The organism is Streptomyces sp. LN549 (assembly GCF_043203805.1).
In the GTDB taxonomy this organism is placed as follows: Bacteria; Actinomycetota; Actinomycetes; order Streptomycetales; family Streptomycetaceae; genus Streptomyces.
On the sequence record NZ_JAZHRI010000002.1, the window covers coordinates 128,953 to 149,418 of the forward strand.

General features: G+C 69.3%; 20 protein-coding genes and 3 pseudogenes. 15 read left to right on the plus strand and 8 right to left on the minus strand.

The features are described from left to right. Positions 1-414 precede the first annotated feature (414 nt). Together SH922_RS00600 and SH922_RS00605 are read right to left on the minus strand one after the other, a co-directional pair. Entirely contained in the window at positions 415-633 is a 219-nt protein-coding gene (locus SH922_RS00600; RefSeq protein ID WP_393063425.1) for an MbtH family protein, read from the minus strand. 943 nt (positions 634-1,576) lie between these two features. Then, the gene (locus SH922_RS00605; protein WP_393053229.1) at positions 1,577-2,893 is read right to left on the minus strand and encodes an MFS transporter; all 1,317 of its coding nucleotides are present in this window, start codon (positions 2,891-2,893) and stop codon (positions 1,577-1,579) included. 89 nt (positions 2,894-2,982) lie between these two features. On the opposite strand from SH922_RS00605, the gene SH922_RS00610 reads away from it, so the two are divergent. After that, positions 2,983-3,963 (plus strand): ArsR/SmtB family transcription factor, encoded by a 981-nt coding sequence (locus SH922_RS00610; protein WP_393053232.1) that lies wholly within the window; start codon positions 2,983-2,985, stop codon positions 3,961-3,963. Here the strand turns inward: SH922_RS00610 and SH922_RS00615 are convergent. Next, positions 3,915-4,672: pseudogene (locus SH922_RS00615) on the minus strand (transposase). The gene SH922_RS00610 and the pseudogene SH922_RS00615 overlap by 49 nt on opposite strands. A 388-nt stretch (positions 4,673-5,060) precedes the next feature. Here SH922_RS00615 and SH922_RS00620 point away from each other — a divergent pair. The 5 genes and pseudogenes from SH922_RS00620 to SH922_RS00640 all read left to right on the plus strand — a co-directional run bounded on the left by SH922_RS00620 (position 5,061) and on the right by SH922_RS00640 (position 8,713). Continuing rightward, the gene (locus tag SH922_RS00620) at positions 5,061-6,263 is read left to right on the plus strand and encodes a DUF1266 domain-containing protein (protein WP_393053235.1); all 1,203 of its coding nucleotides are present in this window, start codon (positions 5,061-5,063) and stop codon (positions 6,261-6,263) included. Further along, entirely contained in the window at positions 6,254-7,441 is a 1,188-nt protein-coding gene (locus SH922_RS00625) for a DUF1266 domain-containing protein (RefSeq protein WP_393053238.1), read from the plus strand. Before SH922_RS00620 ends, SH922_RS00625 begins: the two co-directional genes overlap by 10 nt. Before the next feature lie 155 nt (positions 7,442-7,596). Then, positions 7,597-7,821, plus strand: a pseudogene (locus SH922_RS00630) (transposase); the annotation flags it as partial. 335 nt (positions 7,822-8,156) lie between these two features. Continuing rightward, a complete protein-coding gene (locus tag SH922_RS00635) occupies positions 8,157-8,339 on the plus strand; it encodes a hypothetical protein (RefSeq protein WP_393063830.1) in 183 nt (60 codons plus the stop codon). Continuing rightward, positions 8,339-8,713, plus strand: a complete 375-nt coding sequence (locus SH922_RS00640; protein WP_393053241.1) for a transposase — start codon at positions 8,339-8,341, stop codon at positions 8,711-8,713. The genes SH922_RS00635 and SH922_RS00640 overlap by 1 nt, the downstream gene beginning before the upstream one ends. Positions 8,714-8,738: 25 nt before the next feature. Here the strand turns inward: SH922_RS00640 and pyrE are convergent, their stop codons facing one another. From pyrE to SH922_RS00660, 4 genes are all read right to left on the minus strand, one after another. Beyond that, positions 8,739-9,263 carry an orotate phosphoribosyltransferase gene (pyrE, locus tag SH922_RS00645; RefSeq protein WP_393053244.1) on the minus strand — a complete coding sequence of 175 codons (525 nt, stop codon included), beginning with the start codon at positions 9,261-9,263 and terminating at the stop codon, positions 8,739-8,741. A gap of 427 nt (positions 9,264-9,690) precedes the next feature. Continuing rightward, positions 9,691-10,080, minus strand: coding sequence for a hypothetical protein (locus tag SH922_RS00650; RefSeq protein ID WP_393053247.1), 390 nt, complete (start codon positions 10,078-10,080; stop codon positions 9,691-9,693). Between the two features lie 365 nt (positions 10,081-10,445). Beyond that, the gene (locus tag SH922_RS00655) at positions 10,446-11,315 is read right to left on the minus strand and encodes a PhzF family phenazine biosynthesis protein (RefSeq protein ID WP_393053250.1); all 870 of its coding nucleotides are present in this window, start codon (positions 11,313-11,315) and stop codon (positions 10,446-10,448) included. A gap of 64 nt (positions 11,316-11,379) precedes the next feature. Beyond that, positions 11,380-11,670, minus strand: a complete 291-nt coding sequence (locus SH922_RS00660) for a winged helix-turn-helix transcriptional regulator (protein WP_393063426.1) — start codon at positions 11,668-11,670, stop codon at positions 11,380-11,382. A gap of 139 nt (positions 11,671-11,809) precedes the next feature. Between SH922_RS00660 and SH922_RS00665 the strand changes: the two genes are divergently transcribed. From SH922_RS00665 to SH922_RS00685, 5 genes and pseudogenes are all read left to right on the plus strand, one after another. Further along, positions 11,810-12,394, plus strand: a complete 585-nt coding sequence (locus SH922_RS00665; protein WP_393053253.1) for a carboxymuconolactone decarboxylase family protein — start codon at positions 11,810-11,812, stop codon at positions 12,392-12,394. A 47-nt stretch (positions 12,395-12,441) separates the two neighbouring features. After that, positions 12,442-12,933 (plus strand): annotated as a pseudogene (locus SH922_RS00670) (MFS transporter); the annotation flags it as partial. 142 nt (positions 12,934-13,075) lie between these two features. Continuing rightward, a complete protein-coding gene (locus SH922_RS00675) occupies positions 13,076-13,789 on the plus strand; it encodes a hypothetical protein (RefSeq protein ID WP_393053256.1) in 714 nt (237 codons plus the stop codon). A 33-nt stretch (positions 13,790-13,822) separates the two neighbouring features. Further along, entirely contained in the window at positions 13,823-14,116 is a 294-nt protein-coding gene (locus tag SH922_RS00680; RefSeq protein WP_393053259.1) for a DUF1330 domain-containing protein, read from the plus strand. A gap of 86 nt (positions 14,117-14,202) precedes the next feature. Continuing rightward, positions 14,203-14,340, plus strand: coding sequence for a hypothetical protein (locus SH922_RS00685; RefSeq protein ID WP_393053262.1), 138 nt, complete (start codon positions 14,203-14,205; stop codon positions 14,338-14,340). A gap of 106 nt (positions 14,341-14,446) precedes the next feature. On the opposite strand, the gene SH922_RS00690 is transcribed toward SH922_RS00685, so the two are convergent. After that, a complete protein-coding gene (locus SH922_RS00690) occupies positions 14,447-15,694 on the minus strand; it encodes an MFS transporter (protein WP_393053265.1) in 1,248 nt (415 codons plus the stop codon). A 408-nt stretch (positions 15,695-16,102) separates the two neighbouring features. Between SH922_RS00690 and SH922_RS00695 the strand changes: the two genes are divergently transcribed. From SH922_RS00695 to SH922_RS00710, 4 genes are all read left to right on the plus strand, one after another. Beyond that, positions 16,103-16,372 carry a hypothetical protein gene (locus SH922_RS00695; RefSeq protein ID WP_393053268.1) on the plus strand — a complete coding sequence of 90 codons (270 nt, stop codon included), beginning with the start codon at positions 16,103-16,105 and terminating at the stop codon, positions 16,370-16,372. Positions 16,373-16,598: 226 nt separating this feature from the next. Continuing rightward, positions 16,599-17,258, plus strand: a complete 660-nt coding sequence (locus SH922_RS00700; protein WP_393053271.1) for a TetR/AcrR family transcriptional regulator — start codon at positions 16,599-16,601, stop codon at positions 17,256-17,258. A 522-nt stretch (positions 17,259-17,780) separates the two neighbouring features. After that, positions 17,781-19,148, plus strand: a complete 1,368-nt coding sequence (locus SH922_RS00705; RefSeq protein WP_393053274.1) for a GH1 family beta-glucosidase — start codon at positions 17,781-17,783, stop codon at positions 19,146-19,148. A gap of 14 nt (positions 19,149-19,162) precedes the next feature. Beyond that, complete coding sequence (locus SH922_RS00710) at positions 19,163-20,419, plus strand: MFS transporter (RefSeq protein WP_393053277.1); 1,257 nt, start codon at positions 19,163-19,165, stop codon at positions 20,417-20,419. Positions 20,420-20,466 lie beyond the last annotated feature (47 nt).

A 20,466-nucleotide genomic window follows, 5' to 3' on the forward strand; every position in this document is an offset into this window, starting at 1 on the left:
GCTGAAGCCGAGCACGCCGGTGCAGCAGCCATCGCCGACAACGGGCTGGTGAAATCCCAGGGGTGCATCGCGGCACCCATGGCATTAGGCAGCGCCGGGATCCTTGCCGACTCAGGCACCCGGCAAGGCACTTGGCTTTCTTCACGAATCAGAGACGAACCACGCGGCAGTCCACCGATGATTCACGACAGCCATATGAAAGCGATATGAAAACATGCGGGCACGACATGACCGATTACCGCTCCCCCCTGATCCGTTTCGCTCGAATTCGAGCAAACTCGATCAGGGAGGAGCGCCGGAACCCGCCCGGCCCACTAGGGAGCGTCCGCGAAGTGTCGTCGCCCGCCCGCAGACCAGGCGAGACTCTGCAGACACGGCCCCGAGGCAAGCGACACCTCGACGACCCGGAGGCCCCTATCCGGCGCCGGACTCCATCGCCCGCACCAGACTGGTGGGCCGCATGTCAGTCCATGCGGCCTCGATCGCAGCCAGGCACTCCTGGCGCGACCCCTCCGGCCCGCCCACACTCCAACCACCCGGGATATCGATGTGCGCCGGCCACAGCGAGTACTGACCCTCACCATTCACCAGCGTCACGAACCGCCCCGACTCGTCATCAAAAGGATTGATCACGACTGCCCCCTGACTTGTTCTCACACTTTCCACGACATGTTCATCAGCAGCATGCTTGCGGAGATCAATTCTCTGCACCCACACCACCGAGCCACCCACCCCTTGCGGTGCACTCTCGGCCACGCATGGCGGAAATACGTTACGCCTTGAGATATCGGCGTCACACCAACGGGCCCGCCAGGTTTCTCCCGGCTTCCCCCGTCCACCTCAATCACAATAGATGACCCTCAACGGCCAAAGATGCAAATCCAGCCGACTGCTTACAAGTACCCAATGGAACAACTGGGAAGCGGGTCGCCCGAGACATATGCCAACCCACCCTCAACGGAAACATTCGGCCACCCCATGCCCCTATTGTGCAAGTATCACTGAATACGACCCGAGCAAATCCGGATAGCCGCCGGCGTGCGCCCGCAGACTCTCTGACATGAACAGATCTCGCCGAGCCCCCGTGCGCCGGTCACGCGCCCCGCCTCTTACCCGCCGCGCCGAGCGGAGCCGGGTGACGACGGCGGCTTGGACTTCATGGCACCAGGCGCTCCCGCGCTGCCGACAGCGGATGGGCAAGCCACGGGCTGTCATCCGGGACGGCTCATGGCGGAGGAAGAAGTGTGCCGACAATGCCGGCCTGGCGCGAGTCGGCCCGGCCCGCGAGGGCGAGACCGATCGCGGCCACGGTCGAGCGCAGCCGCTCGGTCCGCCGGCCGTTCCTTCGGGTCAGGCCACGTATCTGCTCGACGAACGTGCGACGTCCGCATGCGGCGTTCCGGCAGGTGAACCGGCGAACCCGCAGCTGGAGTAGGACACTTCGTCCCGCACTCGGAACATCCGCAGGAAACCGCAGGTAGGAACCGTGATGAGCTACCGGGAATGACTGTCTGTCAGAGAGGCGTGGGGTGGGGTGGGGTGCGTGACGGCTCGCGGCCGACCCGACCTGCGACGGTTACTGCGCAGGAGAGCCACACACATACTGTTCGGTGCCGTTCTCTGACCCCGTTGAGCAGTTCGGGACGGGGACCGGGGAGGTGGGCGGGTGCCAGGTGAGCATCCAGCCGGCGGTAAGCGCCGCCGCGCCGCCGGCCAGGGCGATTGCGCCGCCTGTTCCGATGCCTGCGGCCACCGAGCCGAAGCAGGCCGGCCCGAGGCCCTGCAGCGTCATGCTGCCGGAGCCGAGCAGACCGAAGGCCTGGCCCTGGCCATCCTGCGGCAGGGCGCCCAGGAACGGCCGTTGCAGGCCGAGACCGTAGGCGAATCCGAGGCCGCTGACCAGCAGCAGGCAGGACGAGACGCCCACTCCGGGTCCGGCGGCGAAGCCGACCAGCGGCAGCCCCATCAGCATGATCAGCGGGACTACCAGTCGCTCCCGGGTGGGTGGCCGTAGGAGGCGACCCACCAGCAGGTCACCGACAAGCATGCCGACCGGCAGACAGCCCATCAGCGCCGCGTACCAGCCGGGCGCGAAGTGGCGTTCTCCCGCGTAGGCGACGATCAGGCCTTCCGCGCCCGCTACGAACGCGGGCGGTAGCCACTGGGCCAGCATCAGTCGTCGCACCGTGTGTCCGCGCAGCAGCAGGCCGGCACCGTGCAGGCTTGCCCGGACGGCCCCGTCATCGCCCCGAGCGCTGCCAGGAGTGCCGCCGAACTCTCCCGGCTGCAGCCGGGGTAGCCGGATGCGGACAGCGAGCGCGCAGCCGAGGTAGAGGACGGCGCTGACCGCGAGCGCCCGGTGCGGGCCGAGTGCCGCGACGGCCGCACCTCCCAACGCCAGACCGAACAATTGCGCGCCGGAGGCAGCGATGTTGTTCAGTGACCGGCCCAGTACATAGGCGTCGCCCTCCAGCGACTGCGCGACCAGCCGACTCGACGCGCCGTGGAACACCGGTGTGGCGAGGGAGACCAGCGCCACGACACCGAGGCTTGCCGCGATCGGCATCCGCACCAGGGCGAGCAGCAGGGCGGCGGCGCACGTCAAGGCGTAGCCGCCGGTGATGAGCGCGCGGGGCGGCAGTCGGTCGGCCAGTGAGCCCAGCAGCAGCGAGCCGAACAGCTGCGGGATGAAGCCGATGCCGAAGGCCAGTGCGCTCAGCAGCGGGGAGCCGGTGGCCGAGAAGACCAGCACCGAGAACGTGGTGATCCGCAGCGCGTCCGCAGTGATCGCGACGGTGCGGGTTGAGAAGAGCAGCCGGAATCGTGGCTCGGCCAGCACCTCCCGGTAGGTGGCACGGTGGTTGCCCTGCGCGGGTTCGGCGGTTGGGGTCATGACGCCCAGCCTCGCCGTGCGCGCGCCCCACCCAACAATGATTCGTCGCTCGACGAATCGGAACGGACGTCCTGCGGTAACGTCGCAGGGTGCTCCGCTTGGAAGTCTCCGTCGAAGCCCTGCTGCGCAGCCGCTTCGCACTCTCCCCCGCGATGGACCTCTGCTTCCTGCTGCGCTCGCTCGCCGGCCAAGACCGGCCACTGCCGCGAGCCTGGGCCACCCGGCTCCTGCCGGCCTTCGAACGGCTTCGCCGCGAGACCGAACTGAACGCCGCCCTCGCCCTGCACACCCCGCAATCCGGACCGAACTTCGTCGCCCCGCCCCCGCGCGGCCTCAACCAGACCTGGGCAGACGACCTGGCCATGATCCGGGCCACACCGCTGGAAGCGGCCCGCCACGAATTCGCCACCACCGCGACCGGCCCGTCCGCCCGTGATCCCCGCGTACGCGCAGTGCTGGACTCGACGGACGCCGTCTCCAGAATCGCCGAGGCGATGGACCAGGCGTGGCACGAGCTGCTCGCCACGGACTGGCCGCAACTGCGCGCGATCTGTGAGCGCGATGTCGTGCACCGGGTGGGTGTGATCGGCGAACACGGATGGGTCACGACCATCGAGAGCCTGCACCCGAGCATCGCCTGGCAAGCCGGCGGTATCGAGATCGGCCACTTCCCCCAAGTCGGAACAGTCCGCCTCGCCGGCGACGGGCTCCTGCTGATCCCTTCTGTCTTCGTCGCGAATATCGCCGCCCACCTGGAAGACCCCTGGCCCAGGACCTTGATCTATCGTGCCCGCGGCACCGCCGCCCTGTGGGGCGAACAGGAGAGCGTCCACCGACCGGACGCCCTGACCGCTCTGGTCGGCCGGTCCCGAGCCCGGCTGCTGGTGGCGCTGGACGCCCCGGCCAGTACCAGCCACCTCGCCCGAAGCCTCGCCATGACACCCGGCGCGGTAGGAGACCACCTCGCCATCCTGCGAGGCGCGGGACTGCTCGTCCGCGCCCGGTCCGGACGGTCGGTGCTCTACCGGCGCACCCCGCTCGGCGAGGCACTGGTAGGCGGTACGGGCTGAGGGATCAGATCAGCACTGCTTTCGAGGCGCCGCCAGCAGATGATTGCGCAGCCGAGGGTGAGGAAGGCCTGGTGGATGTCGGCGCGGATTCCCAGCGGATACGCAGTCGGCGGCGCAGAAGTACGAAGGCCGCTTCGACGGCCCAGCGGTTCTTGCCCAGGCCGCTTCCGTGCTCGGTGCCGCGCTGGGCGATGAGCGGGCGGATGACCAGCTCACGGACCTGGCGGCGGTAGACGTTGTGGTCTTAACCGCGGTCGGCGCAGCGGACGTCGGGGCGCTGACGGAGTCGTCCTCGCTGGCCGCGGATGGGCGGTACGGCGTGGATCTGGGGCAGGAGCTGGGTGACGTCGTTGCGGTTGCCACCGGTCACGGTGACGGCCAGGGGTATGCCGTGGACGTCGACAATGTGGTCCAAGGCGTCGCCGGCTCGGAGTTCGGCGAGCAGGAGTTCGCGCAACTGCTGCCACACGCCGGCCTCCTTCCAGTCGCGCAGTCGCCGCCGGCAGGTCATCCCGGAGTCGAAGGCCAGCTCCTGCGGCAGGAACTCCCGCCGGATCCCCGTGTACAGCTCGAACAGGATCCCGCACATGGCTCTGCGCCGCTCAAGCCGTTTACGTCCGGGATAGCGGTAGCGCCGCTTCACTACCGGCAGCAGCGGTTCAATCCGCTCCCACCGCCCGTCCTCGACCTCCCACGGCTTGTGCTTCATCGCCCCAGAAGCCGTCGCACACCCCCACAGCTCGCCGATACCAATGCGAGGAAGACACAAGCTGACAGGCAGTCATTCCCAGTAGCTTATTGTGTTAGGCGTCCCAAGAAGCGCTGCTCACCTCGCTGGTCCGGCTGATGCGCCCTGGCTCCTACCGGGACCGCCGGATCACCGTCGGGCGGGTCGTCTTCACCGCAGACGCCGCCACGCTGATGGCATGACCTCCTCCACACTCTGCCCAACACGGACCCGCTGCGCACGAGGAACCGGAGCGGTCTGCGGCCGACCGCCGACCGCTCCCCCTGTTCCACCGGCCCGAGGGCGGTTCGTAGGGGGCATCTCCCAGGTCACCGCACCGGCCGCCGGAGGCGTTCCGTAGGATCCGACCGTGACGACGGGAACAGGGACGACGGGGGCAGGTGTGCCGGGGACAGGGGCGCCGGGGTCCGGGTGGGGGCCGCCGACCGAGACCGAACGGCTGCACCACGAGACGGCGGCGGCCGGCAACCGGGACACGATGCTGGACACCCTGGCCAGGAGCAGGCTCTTCGTGCTCGTCGCCCGGCTGCACGCGGACACTCCCGGCTTCATTCCCCCGCTCACCGCACAGCCGGATCCCGTGACGCCGGGCCGGATGTGTGTCACCGCGCTGACCTCCGGCACATTGCCGCCCTGGCACCCGGACTGGGTGTTCGAGGCGACCGGCCTCGACGAGCTCGCGCGACGCTGGCCGGACGGAGCGCGGTGGCTGGCAATCAATCCAGGCACGCCATATGCCGTCACTCTCGAGGCCGGCCCGGGACGTCGCCGGGCGTGGCAGAGGGCCCACGCACGGTCCGGGGGGCCGCAGACCGGCCTGCTGCTGACCCATCGGGCTGGTCCGCTGCACGGACCGCTCGCGCACGGACTGGCACTCGGAGCCCATCTCGCCGTGCACAACGGCCTCGTCTGGAACGACCTGGGCGCCGCCTACGAGGGGTACTCAACGGATCGTGCCCGGCTTCGCAACCCCTGGGGAGTGCTGGACCGCGCGGCCTACCGGGAGACTCTCGAAGCACTGCTGACCACTCGGCTCGTCGGCCGTACCTACGAGTCGGTGCTTCGGATCCGTCGCACCCTCGCCGGGCGCCTGGGCCGGACCCCCACGATCCCGGAGTGGTCCGCCGCGCTCGCCGATGCGCTGGCGCGCCGCCGGTCCACACCGTCCGAGGCAGCCGAGGCCCATGAGGCACTGCGGCTGGCCGTCACGTACGAGGGCAGGCTCCGCGCGGATGGCGCTCTCGGAGCTGACGAACGGGTCGACACGCTGGCCGCCTTCGACTACGGGCGGGCCGTCAACGTCGTACGGCTCGCGCTGGGCGCCCGCCTCTGCGATCCGCGCGAGGCCGAACAGACCGTGCTGCGGATCGGCGCCCTGGCCGGGCAGGAATACGGCTCCTGGGCGCAGTTCTCGCTCGGCTACTCGCTGGCCCGCGTGATGCACTTCGACGCGGACGATCAGTCCGGGGTGAAGTACGAGCAGTCACTTGCACAGCACAGCGTCCTGACGCAGGACCCCAACAGCCCCTACCGGAACATCGCATGGTCATGAATCCACTGCCCTCCTACCCCGGCCATCCTGCCCACGGTGTCCCCTGGATGTCGCCGTCGGTGACGGAACATCTGCTGTACGAGGCGGGAGTACGCGGTGACTCGGAGGCTCAACTGCGTGTGTTGGCCGGCGAGGAGCTGTACATCGCCGCGCCGAAGTCCGAGGTGGACGCCGCTCCCGACATGGTCACATGGCGCTCGCACCGGGACGAGGCCGGTCGGAGCTGCCGGCCGGTGCTCACCCGCGGGATGCTGCCGCCGTGGCATCCGGAGTGGGTGTTCCACGCTGTCTCCCTCAGGTGGGTGGCGGAGTTCGACTGGCGCGATCCTTATCAACTGCTGTCCGTCAATACGGGCACTCCCGCCCAGATACTCTTCCCTGCCACGCCCCCGCACCGCGCGATGTGGCGGCGCTACCACGCGGAGAACGACCGCCCGAGGAACGACCGCCTGATCGCGTTGCGCCACGGGGCACTGCACGGTCCACTGGCCTACGGGCTGGCGTGCGGGGCGCATCTGGCGGTCGGCAACGGCGTGCCCTGGAACGAGGTGGGCACCGCCTACCACGACTACTCGTGCGAGCGGGAGCAGCTCCGCGACTCATGGGGCATCACCGAACCGACCGGCTGGCGGCTGCAGTTGGACGCTCTGCTGGATGCCCGCAACAGTCCGGCCGAGCCTGATTTCGTACTCCGGGTACGTGAACAGCTCAGGGCCGGGCTGGGCGAGCAGCCGTCTGCGGACCTGTGGCGCGAAACGGCCGCCGGGCACGCCCAGGACATCGGGGTGGGCCACGACACGGTCAGGGACATCGAGGAACTCGTACGGCGCATCGTCAGGTACGAGGCCCGGTTCCGCGCCGACGGGCTGCTGCCGCCGGACGGCCGGGTGACCACGACCGTCGCCTACGACTATGGGCGCGCTGTGAATCTGGCCAGGTGGGGGCTGTCCGCCCGATTCTGCGTTCCGCACGAGGCGGAGCAGGCCGTCGTCCACGCCGGTGCGCTGAGCAGATCGGCCTACCGATCCTGGGAGGATTTCTCGGCGGGGTACGCGCTGAGCCGTGTGCTGCGCTTCGACGGCGAGGACTTCGGCGACTACTACCGGAGCAATGTCACGGCGCACCGTCTGCTGACGGAGAGCGAAGGCAGCCCGTGGCGGAATATTCCCTGGCGCTGAGCCTGCCGACCCCTTCTCCACCAGAATGCGGCCGGTCGGCCAGGGTCTTCCGTGAAGATATCGCCCCGATGGCTTCGTTCACTTTCAGCAGGTTCTGGCTCGGGTTCTGTGGTCCGTGACTGTGCGGCACTGACCACAGAACCCGAGCCAGAGCCATGTCTCGTGAGTACGCGACGCGTAAGGGCCGTGTCTACGGCACGGTCCTGGTCGATGTCGAGACCCGTCGACCGGTGGACCTGCTGCCCGACCGAGAGGCATCCAGCCTGGCGAAGCGGCTGGCGAAGCGGCCAGGGATGGAAGTGGTCTGCCGAGACCGAGCTCCGTTCTTCGCCATAGGCGCCACGGCCGGAGCACCCCAAGCAACCCAGGTTGCTGACCGCTGGCACCTTCGGAACAACCTCGGCGATGCGGCCGAGCGGGCCGTCGCCCGCCACCGCCAGTGTCTTCGCGTCCTCGTCCCCGAACCGGCCGGGGAAGAGGACGACGAGCCCGCGCCTCCCGAAGAGACACCGGTCTCGCCGTGGCAGAGCCACCGGTTCGCCAACCGCATCCGAGCCAGGCACGCGACCGTCCACGCACTGCTGGAAGCTGGCCACAGCCGCCGCTCGATCGGCCGCCGGCTCCACATGACCCATCGCACCGTCAAGAGACTCGCCGACGCCGTCCAGCCCGAAGAACCCTTCCGGGGCAGTGGCAGCACAACCGGACCTCCGCCTTGGACGAGTACAAGCCCTACCTGGACGGCCGCTGGAACGATGGCTGCACCAACGCCTGGAGGCTCTGGGAGGAGATCGTCCCGCTCGGTTACCTGGGCAGTTACGGCATTGTCAGCGCCTACATCAGGAAGAAGCGCACCTCACCCCGCCCGGTCACGCGCAGCCGCCAGCACCCCGCGTAGTGACCAGGTGGATCCTCAGCCGGCCGGAATCCCTCACCGAGATCGAACAACTCCGGCTCAAAGCTGTCCTGGACGACTGCCCTGAACTCGACGCCCTCACCGGCCACGTCCGGTCCTTCGCCCAGATGCTCACCGAGCGCCAGGGCGAACGGCTCCCACAGTGGCTCCAAGCCGTCCGCCAAGACGACTTGCCCAGCCTGCACTCCCTGGCCGCAGGCATCGGCCGCGACCGCGACGCCGTCATCGCCGGCCTCACACTGCCCTGGGGCTCCGGCGTCGTCGAAGGACACGTCAGCCGCATCAAGATGCTCAAGCGCCAGATGTTCGGCCGAGCGGGTTTCTCTCTCCTTCGGAAACGAGTCCTCCTTGCCTGACGGGCCCAGACGGATCTTTTCTGCCTCAGGCAGCAGATCTCAGATCATCCGCAGTCAGCAGTGACAGCAGTTGGATTCGCTCCGACGCAAGCGCCTCGGCCCCACCCTGCTGGCGGTCGATGACGCAGAGCGCTTCTCGAACGTCTGCGCCCAGATCACGCAAGTCGGCAGTGGAGAGCACGATCTGCCCACCGCTGGTGACCACGTCTTCCACGACCAGCACCCGCCGCCCGGCGATGTCCGCGCCTTCAGCCAGACGACACGTTCCATACGACTTGGCCTGCTTGCGGACAAAAGCGCACGGAAGGCCGGTGTGCCGGCTGAGCGCGGTGACCACCGGGATGCCACCCATCTCAAGGCCGGCCAGCACCTCCGTGTCCGTCGGCACGAGCGTAGCCATCGCCTGGGCGATGGAATCGAGGAGAACGGGGTCGCTCTCGAAGCGGTACTTGTCGAAGTACTCCGAGGCTCTACGGCCAGAGCGGAGAACAAAGTCACCCTTCAGGTGGGAAGCAGCATGGATCTGCAGAGCAATCTCTGAGGAAGTCACAGGACGGAAGTATCCCAGGCCAACCGCACCTCTCGGCGGCTGGTGGTTCCCAGCACGCGGGAACCTAGGCCAGACACACCAAGATCAGCCATCACCGAGCGTGCTCGATTCACAGAAAGCGAGCCGGAACCCGTTCTCGGGTTCTGGCTCAGGTTCTGTGGTGCAGCCACGCTGACTGACCGGATCGGCTCGGGAGTGGCCAATCCCGGTGGCGAGAGCGAACCGCTGGTCAGCCCCCCGCCTCGACGGCCTCTTCCACCCCGACCCCACGGACAGCGACGACGTATCCGGCTGCAACATGGAGACATCGTGACCGACCACCACGCTCACCTGCTCGCCGCCATCGTCGCGCTCGGCAGCGAGCTGGAGCTCCCAGCTACCCGTAACGGGCGCTTCAGGGGCACGGTCATCCCAGCAGGCTGCGCGGTCAGCGCCGGCCGCCGCCGATGCGGCGGTCGTCGGCCAGTCCGGTAAGCGGGCCGAACTCACTGGCAAGCTGGTTCCACGTCAGAACCTCGCCACAGCGGGCCGGGAACTCCTTCGGGTTGAACTCGGGCATGGTCCAGGTGCCAGTGCCCCGGTCCCGCAGCCACAGGTCCCCGTCACCGTCGACCACAGTCGGCGGGACCGGTACGGGCTCGGCCTGATCGGTAGGCTCCCAGGTTACCCGGCCCGGGTGGGAAACGCGGCGCAGCTCGGTGGTGGCCAGCCGCGCGGCCAAGTCACGGGTGGACTCTTCGGCGTCCTTGACCGACGCGAGTCGGAATGCGTCGTCAAGTACGGGCAGGGCTGGATTCTTGCTGCGCTTCGAACTCATACGCTGACTACCTCCGGTGGGGGGCGTCACATCCGTTATGGCACCCCGTAGAGGAACACGGTATCCGAGGCGGGAGCCGGGCCGGCTACGACCACTGTCCAGGTGGAGGCGCTGGCACACCGGGCGGTGGGGCTAGGTGGTGAGCTGGTCCTCGATGTGGCGCAACCCGTGGTGGTAGCGCTTAGATATGGCGGTCCGGGTCTGAGAAGGTGAGGCCGCCGGGGGCGAGCGGACGTCGGGCCGGGGCGGGTGCGGGCTCGGTCTCGCCAGCTACCGCCTGCCGGATGCCCTGCACGGACCGGACGACGCCACCCACCCATGGCGCCTGGGCGATACGTGCCGGCCGCTGATGAGCTACGGACCGGTTATGGCATGCGGATGCTACGTGTGACTTCCGCGGCGCCGCCCAAGTGGACCAGCAGCCCCGACGCGTCGTGCCGTGCGCTGGCGGTGATCGTGGAGGGACTGCCGAGGGATTCACCCATGTCGACGGCGATGTCGCTGCTGCCCTGGCCGGCCAGGTGCGCAGCGAGGCAGGCGGTGCTGTTGGCGTTGGCGATGTCTTCCGCGACGCCGATCGACGGGGCGAACATGCGGGCCGCGACGCGGCCCGTGGGCATCGGCACCGAGTATGCGTAGCAGCCCAGGAAACCGAGACGGTCGCAGGCGGCACGGAGCCGTTCGAAGTCCGGGCTGAGGGTGGTGAGAGCGGACCGCGTAGTAAGGGGAACCAGTAACCGCGGCCGCCCCACTGAGGCGACGCGGATACCAGGAGCGAGTGTCCCCGAGGTGACACCGAGTGCGGGCAGGACAAGGTCGCACTCGATCGCTGTGGGCCTGCGGAGGTCTACGGGACCCGGGTCGAAGGCGGCATTGACATGCGTCTCCTCCCGTACGGACCAACCAGGGAAGACACGCCCTGCCGCATGGATGGTGGCTCGATACTCCCGGCCCCCGGCGCGCTCGGCCAGGAAGGCCAGAGCGGCAACCGTCCCATGACCGCACGCGGGTAATTCCCCCTCGGCGGTGAAAAAGCGGAGGGAAACGACCGGGCCACCCCGTCGGCTGTCGCGCACCGACACGAAAACGGCGTGCGACGTTCCCGTCAGGACCGGCACACGACGGCGCTCATCGTCACTCAACTGCACCTCGTCCAGCACCGCGGTGGGACTACCGCCTTGGCCGTCGCGCAGACACGCGCGGACGATCGTGACGGGCAGACGGTGCCCGCTCATCGCAGTGCCGTGATCCTTGTGCCGGACTGGCGTCCGCTGCCCCCGCCCACCGTCGGCTCCACCTTCATACCTCCGCAGGGTCGTTCTGTTCTTGCGCCTGCGCCCAGGTGATCGCCCATTCGTTGAGCGGTCGTAGGGCGTGACTGAGGGCTACCCCCAGGCGAGTGAGCTCGTAGCCGTCGGCTGAGGGGGCGATGATCCCGCCTGCCGTGAGTTCGCGAAGCCGCTGGTAGAGGACGCTGGATGACAGTCCTTCGCAATGTGCCAGCAGCGTGCGGGCGCCGAGCGGACCCGCACGCAGCTCCCAGAGAATGCGCAGCGCCCACCGACGGCCGAAGAGGTCCATCGCGGCCATGATCGGACGGCCTGTCGTCGATCCACGAACCGGTGTTCCTGGGCGCGGTGTCGGCATGACCCTCCTTGTGTTTCGTTATTCGAAACACTAGCATCCGTCCCGTGTTTCGAATTTCGAAACAACTTCAACGGGAGCGCCGATGTCGCGAATTGCCCTGCTGGAACCGCCGTACGCCGACCAGGCCGGCGCTCTGCTCGCGCGCATGATGCCCGGGGACGTGCCGCCGATCGGGCTGTTCCGGATGTTCGCCAGGAACCTCCCGATGGCCGGCGCCATGCACGGATGGGGGCGCTATGAGCTGGGCCGACAGCTGACCCTGAGCATGAGGGAACGCGAGATCGCCATCGACCGGACGTGCGCGCTGTGCGGCTGCGAGTACGAGTGGGGCGTGCACATGATGACGTTCGCCGAACGGGTCGGGCTCACCCGCGAGCAGGCGGCATCCCTGGTGCACGGCGGCCCCGCTGACGAGTGCTGGACGTCCGAGCGGGAACGGCTGCTCATCCTCGCCGTCGACGCGCTGCACGAGCGTTCCGACATCGATGACGCGCTGTGGACACAACTCGTGTCGGTCTTCGACGAGCTCCAGCTGCTCGATCTGCTTCTGCTGTGCGGGTGGTACCACGCCGTCAGCTTCGCCGCGCGCGCCACGCGCATGCCGCACGAGCCCGGCGCGCCTCGCTTCGCCGACTTCCTCCCCAGCACGACCGGAACCAACCGGTGAGCAGTACCCGGGAGCACTCAGAGGCGCGGCTGCTGGTCCCCGCCCTGATGTTCATCGCTCCGGTCGTGGCGGCAGTCGCCAGCCTCGGGGCACCGCTCATCACCAGCGTGGCGACCACGTTCCACGTCTCGCTCGACAGCGCGCAGTGGACGCTGACCATCGCGCTGCTCAGCGGCGCCGTCGCCACACCCGTCCTCGGCCGGATCGGAGCCGGCCCGCACCGACGAGCCACGATCCTCGCCACGCTGGCGGTCGTCGTCGCCGGCAGCGCGCTCACCGTGTTACCACTGCCGTTCGCGTGGCTACTGGCCGCCAGGGCAGCCCAAGGCGTCGGGCTCGGGCTGACGGCGCTGATGATGGGCGTGGCCCGGGACCACCTCCCCGAGGGACGCAGCGCGGCCACGATCGCCCTGATCTCGGTGGTCTCCATCATCGGGATCGGCGTCGGCTACCCCCTCGCCGGCCTGCTCACCGAGTTCGGCGGGGTGCGCGCCACCTACGGCCTCGGCCTGTTCGTCACCGCTGTTGCCTTCCTGGCCGCCTGGCGCTCCATGCCCGTAGCTCCCGAAGGCCGCTCCCCTCACGGACCTAGCGGGCGCACTCGTCCTGGCGGGTGGACTGTTCCTCGTCCTGTTCCTCGCAGGCCAGACGACTCCATGGAGCCATCACCTCGCCCTGGCGGTGAGTCTGGCCATCGTCACCGTGCTCCTACTCTGCGCCTGGACCGCCTCCGAGCTGCGCAGCACGACGCCCCTGGTCGATATCCGGGCAGTACGGCATCCGGCGGTCGCCGGGGCGAACATCGTCATGTTCGTCGGCGGGATCGGCATGTACCTCCTGCTCACGCTCATCACCCGGTACGCGCAGACACCGCGCGACGCAGGCTACGGCTTCGGGCTGACCATCTTCGTCGCCGGGCTGGTCCTCGTTCCGTTCTCCGTGCTGGGGTTCGTCGCCGGCAAGCTCACGCCTCGGGTTGGGATGCGGATCGACGCGCCCATGCTCTTGGCCGGCAGCGCCGCCGTCGTCGGTGGCGGGTTCGCCCTCTTTGCAGCGGCCCGGCCCAACGTGGCCGAACTGTTCATAGCCATGGGCGTGCTGGGCTTCGGCGTCGGCAGCTTCTCGGCAGCCATGCCCGGCGTCATCCTGGCCGTCACCCCCAAGAGCGAGACGTCGAGCGCCATGAGCTTCAACTACGTCGTCCGCAGCGTCGGATACTCCCTGGGCAGCGCCATCGGCGGCCTGATCCTCGCCGCCGGCACCGACACCGACCACCTCTTCCCGAGTGATGGCGCCTACACCACCGCGGCGCTGGTCGGCATCGGCGCCATGGCGATCACGACGCTGACAAGCCTCGCTCTCGCCCGCCGACGCTCGTCCGAGACCAACCCGTAAGTCAGATGCACTCATCCCAACACTGGAGGTTCCATGCCCAAGGGCTACTGGGTCAGCGTCTACCGCACCATTTCAGACCCTGAGAAGCTGGCTGCTTACAACAAACTGGCCGCTCCGGCCGTCAAGGCCGGGGGCGGTCGCACCTTCGCCCGTGGCGGTCGGGTCGTGGCGCATGACGCCGGAATCGCCGAGCGCACCGTCCTGATCGAGTTCGACAGCTTCGAGCAGGCCGTCGCGGCGCGCGAGAGCCCGGCCTACCAGGAGGCGTTGGTCGCCCTCTCCGACGGCGTCGAGCGCGACTTCCGCATCGTCGAAGGCATCGACTGACCGAGGTCCAGTCGGACACGCAACTTAGTCGCCGCAGGTCAGCATCCTGCGCCCGACTGTCTTCGCTGTCAAAGGACAGGAGCACCATGCAACTGATCTTGCCCAAGGGCCTGACCCTCGACAGGCTGCGCCAGGACCGGATTCTCGATGAAGCCTTCGCCACCGGCGACCCGCTCAAGCTCATGAGGCTCTTCGGCATCACCGAGGGAACCGCCATGCGCTAGATCACCGCCGCTCGCCCTGAGCGCACCGCGAAGCTGACCAGATGACGCGCACAGACTAAACAGCGCGTTCACGTGGGCACGGCCCTCACACGCGTCAGAGTCGAACTCAGCGAGGCACCGGATCTTCGGAGGCGGGCAGCGGCTCTGCGGTCTTCGGGACCAGCGCGCGGATGGAGGGGGTGGCGACCATGGTGAGGGTGGCGAGGAGGATGAGCGCGGCGGCCGCGTAGAGGGTGGCATGGAGCCCGAGGAGGAGTACGACGGGTCCGGCAGCGAGCTGGGCGAGCGGGAGCGCGAGGTAGGCGCCGAGGTCGTCGTAGGCGTAGACGCGGGCGAGGCGGTCCTCGGGGATCTGCTCGTTGAGGGTCGAGTACCAGGCGACGCCAGCTTGTTCGACCCCCACACCCGCCACGAAGTTGGCCACGACCAGCAGCCAGGTGTACGGGGCGAGCGCGAGCAGCAGCGGGATCGTCGCCGTGAGGCCCATCAGGGCGCAGCCGACCAGGATCGCGCGCCGGGGCCGCCAGCGCAGCGACAGGACGCCGCCGGCGACCGCGCCGAGCGAGCCCGCGGCGAGGGCCAGGCCCCAGCCGCTGCGGCCGATCCCGGTGCTGTCGGCGACAGCCGGGCCGAGGACGGTGAATGAGGCGGTGAGGCCGGCGTTCAGGAAGCAGAACGCCACCACGATCACCCACACCCAGCTGCGGGAAGTGAACTCTCGCCAGCCGACGCGCAGTTCATGCACCAGGCCGGGGCTGGGCGCGGGCGGCGCGACCTGGACGCGGACCAGTGCGAAGGACGTGGCGGCGAGCGCGAAGCTGAGCGCGTCGATGGCCAGGCCCCACCCGGGGCCGACCGCGGCGACCAGTACGCCGCCCAGCGAGGCGCCCGCGGTCATCGCGCTGCTGCCCGCGATCCGAGAGAGCGCGAGCGCGGCGCGGCGGGACTCGGCCGGCACGGTCTGCGGCAGCAGAGCCTGGGCTGCCGGCTGGTAGCAGGAACTTGACGCGCCGTTGACCGCGGCGAGCACCATGACCAGGGGGATGGCGGCGTTGTGGGTGAGGACCAGGGCGGCGGTCACCGCCTGGCTCGCGGCGCTCACCACGCTGCTGCCGACCAGTAGCGGGCCACGCGGCAACCGGTCCGCCAGCACCCCGCCGTACAGCAGGAAGAGGATGCTGGTGAGGGAGTGGGCGCCGACCACCAACCCGAGCGAGCCGACTGAGCCAGTGGCATCGAGAACGGCGAACGCCAAGGCGATCGGCGCCACCCCGTTGCCGAGCAGGTTGGCCGTCGTACCGATGAAGAGGTGAAGGAACGGGCGGTGGCGCAGAGGCGCCAGGGCGGCAGACACGCGCCTGATCGTCGGGGCTGGGCGGCGCGCCAGTCAAAGGGTTATAGGACCGGCACCGGGCCCAGGCGGTGCGGCATGCCGCACAACCGCTGATGGCCTCGGTCTCTACACCCTCCAGCCCTCAGAGCGCCTCCGGTCCGAACTGGCCATCGCGGACCATCCGCGTCGACACACCGACCCCACTCACCAAGGGTTCTCAATGGCCATCCTGCGCGCAGGTTCCCTCACGCTCCCCGTTCAGGAATCCGCGAACCCGCGCGCTTCCAGCCGCACGGACGGCAAGTCGTCCTTACCGCCCGCCTTCAACTGCGCCGTCCTGGCTGGCCTGGCGTCCTCGAGGACAAGAATCTGCCGCTGCCGGCCAAGGTGTTCGGCTCGACGGCAGTTCTTGCCTTTTGCGCGGCCGCCGTGCTGCTGCTCCTGGTCGTCCGGCCCAGGCTCCGCGCGGACTACAGGACTTCCTTCCCGTGCTGGGCGCAGCTCGACGAGGACGCGATCCGCGACTGCACGCAGGGCGACCCCCGCGCCGCCCGCATCCGGGTTCTGTCCGCGCTCGCGGTCCGCAGTTTCCTCTACATGCGCCGCGCGGTCGACCTCGGCCTCACCGCCCTGTCCTCGCCAGGACGTGGGAACTGGCTACGGTGTTGCCGCCCGGCATCAATGCGCCCCTGTCCCTGAGCGACCTCGAGGGGTGTCGCAGCCGCCTTTGCAGCATCACCACCGCACCCCCCGTCGCCGGGCAGGCCCGGATGAGACCAACCCGCTCGACGGCTCAGCTGGACCGGCCCGGTATCCGAACACTCAGGAGGCTTGCAGTCGCCCATGGAGCGGGGGCGCAGCATGACCGGCCCCCGCCCCGTGGCCGCGTGCTACGTTCGCGACATCGGACGACCGGGGGCACGTGGTGACGGAAGCAGGGACGTCGCAGCCGCCGTCGCGGGCGCGGCTGCGGAGGGAGCCTCAGCAGGCACGCAGCCGGGCCCGGGTCAAGGCCATCCTCGCCGCGGCCGACCGGATCCTGTCTCAGGAGGGGTACGAGGCCCTGACGATGCGGCGGATCGCCGAGGGGGCGGGCACGCCGGTTGGCAGCATTTACCAGTTCTACGCGGACAAGAGCGCCGTCGTGGACGCGCTGGGCCAGCGTTACCTCGATGTCTTCAAGGCCGCCATCGACGAACTCGTCGAGCGTACGGTCAAGGGCGAACTGTCCGACCCGGTCGGCATGATGGTCGGCGTCTACGCCGAGCTCTTCCGGTCCCAGGCGGGCGGCATGGCTCTCTGGGCCGGGCGGCACCTCAGTCCCGAGCTCGCACGGGCCGACGAGGCGAGCAACGCGTACATCGCCGAAGGGCTGCAGCGCATCGTGGAGCAGCTGACCGACGGGCCCGGCGGTCACCGGGCGCAGCGGGCAACGCGGATGGTGGTGTGGGCCGCCAACGCCGTGCTGCACGAAGTGTTCAAGAGCGACAGCGAGCCGGACCTGGAAACCGTGGACGAGCTCAAGCGGATGCTGAACGCCTACTGGGAGGACCTGCGCGGCAGGCTGACGGCCGCGGAAGGGTGAGCCGAGGCGTTCAGCAGCTCGCCGGGCCTCGGGCACGGGCTGTCGGGCCGACCGGGACCGCAGTTGACCGGCCCGCATTCCGGGCGTCGTGACGCGGGAATCTTCCCGGCCAGGCCCTGCACCCGGCAAGTCGTGCCCGCCGGGCCCGGCCACCCGAGGTCCCGTGACGGGGCTGACTCCGGGGGCCGGCCAAGCCGGCCACGAGGTCTTCCACCGTCCGAGGTACACCGCCGCGGACCGCGGTTTTCGACCTGGCCGCCGGCCGTCCCGACCCACGCTGCTCCTGCCCGAGCCGTGCCTCTCCTCTCTCCGCGGACCATGTCGTGGCCAGGCCCGACCCATAGAACATGAACGAATGTTCATGTTATGGTGCGGCCCACCTTGGACGGCGTGCCCCGGTCGCGAACAGCCGCCCCCCAAGCTGCCGTTGGGGCGCGTTGGAGCCCGTCGGCGGAATCCCGGATCCGCGCGCGGGCGGCCGAAACTGGGCGCCTCGCGCATCACCCATGAAGGCAGGCGCCAGTGACGACGAGCCCCACCGATGCCACCCGACTCCCCCGGCTCCCGGCCGGCTTCGCCTGGGGCGCCTCGACCGCCGCGTACCAGATCGAGGGCGCCGCCGACGAGGACGGCAAGGGAGCGTCCATCTGGGACACCTTCGTACGGCGCCCCGGGGTTGTACGCGACGGCCACACCGGCGACATCGCCTGCGACCACCATCACAGGTTCGACGAGGACGTCACGCTGATGCGCCGGCTCGGGCTCGACGCGTACCGCTTCTCGGTCTCCTGGCCTCGCATCCTGCCCACCGGCGCGGGCAAGGTCGAGCCGCGAGGGCTGGACTTCTACGACCGCCTGGTCGACGCGCTGCTCGACGCCGGGATCGAGCCCACGCCCACACTGTTCCACTGGGACCTGCCGCAGGCCCTGGAGGACGAGGGCGGATGGCTGAACCGCGGGACCGCCCATCGGTTCGCCGAGTACGCGGCTGTGGTCGGGGAACGGCTGGGCGACCGGGTCAAGCGGTGGATCACCCTGAACGAGCCCTTCGTTCACATGTCTTTCGGCTACGGCTTCGGCGTCCACGCCCCAGGCCGTGCACTGATGCTGGACGCGCTGCCCGTCGCACATCACCAACTGCTCGGCCATGGCCTCGCGACCGCGGCGCTGCGAGCCACCGTTCCAGGTGGGCAGATACTTATCGCCAACAACTGCACGCCCGTCCGTCTGCGGCAGGACGCCCGGCAGGACGAGGACGTGGCCGCGGCCTCCGCCTACGACGTCCTGCACAACCGGCTCTTCAACGACCCGCTGCTGCTGGGGAGTTATCCCGACCTGTCGGCCTACGGCATGACGGACCCGAGCTGGGGAGGAGTGGTGCGCGACGGCGATCTCGCCACGATCGCCGCACCCCTGGACGGTCTGGGCGTCAACTACTACAACCCCACCTGGGTCACCGCCCCGGCCGATCCTGCCGCCGCGCTGCCCTTCGACCTGGCCGAGCCCACGGAGCCGTACGAGCGAACCGCGTTCGGCTGGCCGGTGGTGCCCGACGGCCTCACGGAGCTGCTCACCGGCCTCAAGGCCCGCTACGGCGACGGCCTTCCACCGGTGTGGATCACCGAGAACGGCTGCTCGCAGCCGGCCGGGCTGCACGACCGGGCGCGCATCGAGTACCTCGCCGGACACATCACCGCGATTGCTCGCGCCGTGTCCCACGGGGTGGACGTGCGCGGCTACTTCACCTGGTCGCTGCTCGACAACTTCGAGTGGGCCGAGGGCTATCACCAGCGCTTCGGTCTGGTCGAGGTCGACTTCACCACCCGGCGCCGCACGCCCAGGGCGAGCTTCGAGTGGTACCGCGACCTGATCGCCTCCCAGCGGTCCTGAGCGACGGAGCCGCCATGTCCCACGCCTTCACTGCGGACGACGCCGCCGTCTTCGCCGAGCCCACCGCTCCGGTCAGGACCGAGTGGACGGTGAACCTCTCACTGGCCACGCTGGCTGTCTTCATGGCATTCATGACCCCCATCCAGATCCTGCTGCCACTCCAGCTGGAGGACATCGACCCGCACGACAAGAACGATGCGCTCTCGCTCGTCACCGGTCTCGGCGCACTCGTCGCGGTGCTTGCCAACCCTCTCGCCGGCGCATGGTCGGACCGCACCACGAGCCGGTTCGGCCGCCGACGGCCCTGGATTCTCGGCGGCGCCCTCGCCGGGGCAGTGGGGTTGTCGGTCACCGCCACCCAGCACACCGTGGCCGGGGTCGCCGTCGGCTGGTGCCTCGCGCAGGCAGGGCTCAACGCGATGCTGGCCGGGGTCACCACCCCGATCGCCGACCGTGTGCCGCTCACCCAACGCGCTCAGGTCTCCGGCTGGACCGGCCTCATGCAGTCTGTGGGCCTCGTCCTCGGCGCGCTGATCACCACCCTGTTGATCACCGGAGTCCGCTCCGGCTACGTCACCCTCGCCGTGCTCACCGTCGCACTCGCCCTCCCTTTCGTGCTGCGCCACTCCGAGCCACCTCTGCCCCGGGCGCTGCGTCCCGCCTTCGATGCCCGCGCCTTCGCCCGCTCGCTCTGGGTGAGTCCCCAGCAGCACCCCGACTTCGGCTGGGCCTGGCTCACCCGGTTCCTGATCAACCTCGGCAACGCCCTCGGCACCCTCTACCTGTTCTACTTCCTCGCCGACGCCGTCCACTACGGCGACCCCGGTACCGGCGTACTGATCCTCACGGTGGTCTACACCCTCTGCGCCGCACTCACGGCCGTCCCCGCCGGCGTCCTGTCCGACCGCATTGGACGCCGCAAGGTATTCGTCGTCCTCTGTTCGCTGGTCATGGCCGCGGCGGCAGTACTGCTCTCCCTGCTGCACACCTGGCCGTCCGCCGTCGCCGCCGCGGCCGTCCTCGGCGCGGGATACGGCATCTACCTCGCCGTCGACCAGGCCCTGGTCACCCAGGTGCTGCCCGAGGCCGCCGACCGCGCCAAGGACCTCGGTGTCATCAATATCGCCAACTCCGGCCCGCAGGTCCTCGCCCCCGCCCTCGCCTCGCCGATCATCACCCACCTCGGCGGCTACACCGGCCTCTACGCCACCGCGGCCATGGTCATCCTCATCGGCGGTCTCCTCGTCAACCGCATCCGCAGCGTGGCCTGACGAATGGCCGGGCAGGCCTGTCCGGCCGTCCGGTCATTCGACTCTCG

What these genes read in the sequence shown, in the direction of transcription:
- SH922_RS00605 (WP_393053229.1), bottom strand. Translation starts at nt 2,893, where the DNA reads ATGACCCCAACCGCCGAACCCGCGCAGGGCAACCACCGTGCCACCTAC.
- SH922_RS00625 (WP_393053238.1), top strand. Translation starts at nt 6,254, where the DNA reads ATGGTCATGAATCCACTGCCCTCCTACCCCGGCCATCCTGCCCACGGT.
- SH922_RS00650 (WP_393053247.1), bottom strand. Translation starts at nt 10,080, where the DNA reads ATGAGTTCGAAGCGCAGCAAGAATCCAGCCCTGCCCGTACTTGACGAC.
- SH922_RS00655 (WP_393053250.1), bottom strand. Translation starts at nt 11,315, where the DNA reads ATGAGCGGGCACCGTCTGCCCGTCACGATCGTCCGCGCGTGTCTGCGC.
- SH922_RS00660 (WP_393063426.1), bottom strand. Translation starts at nt 11,670, where the DNA reads ATGGCCGCGATGGACCTCTTCGGCCGTCGGTGGGCGCTGCGCATTCTC.
- SH922_RS00665 (WP_393053253.1), top strand. Translation starts at nt 11,810, where the DNA reads ATGTCGCGAATTGCCCTGCTGGAACCGCCGTACGCCGACCAGGCCGGC.
- SH922_RS00680 (WP_393053259.1), top strand. Translation starts at nt 13,823, where the DNA reads ATGCCCAAGGGCTACTGGGTCAGCGTCTACCGCACCATTTCAGACCCT.
- SH922_RS00685 (WP_393053262.1), top strand. Translation starts at nt 14,203, where the DNA reads ATGCAACTGATCTTGCCCAAGGGCCTGACCCTCGACAGGCTGCGCCAG.
- SH922_RS00710 (WP_393053277.1), top strand. Translation starts at nt 19,163, where the DNA reads ATGTCCCACGCCTTCACTGCGGACGACGCCGCCGTCTTCGCCGAGCCC.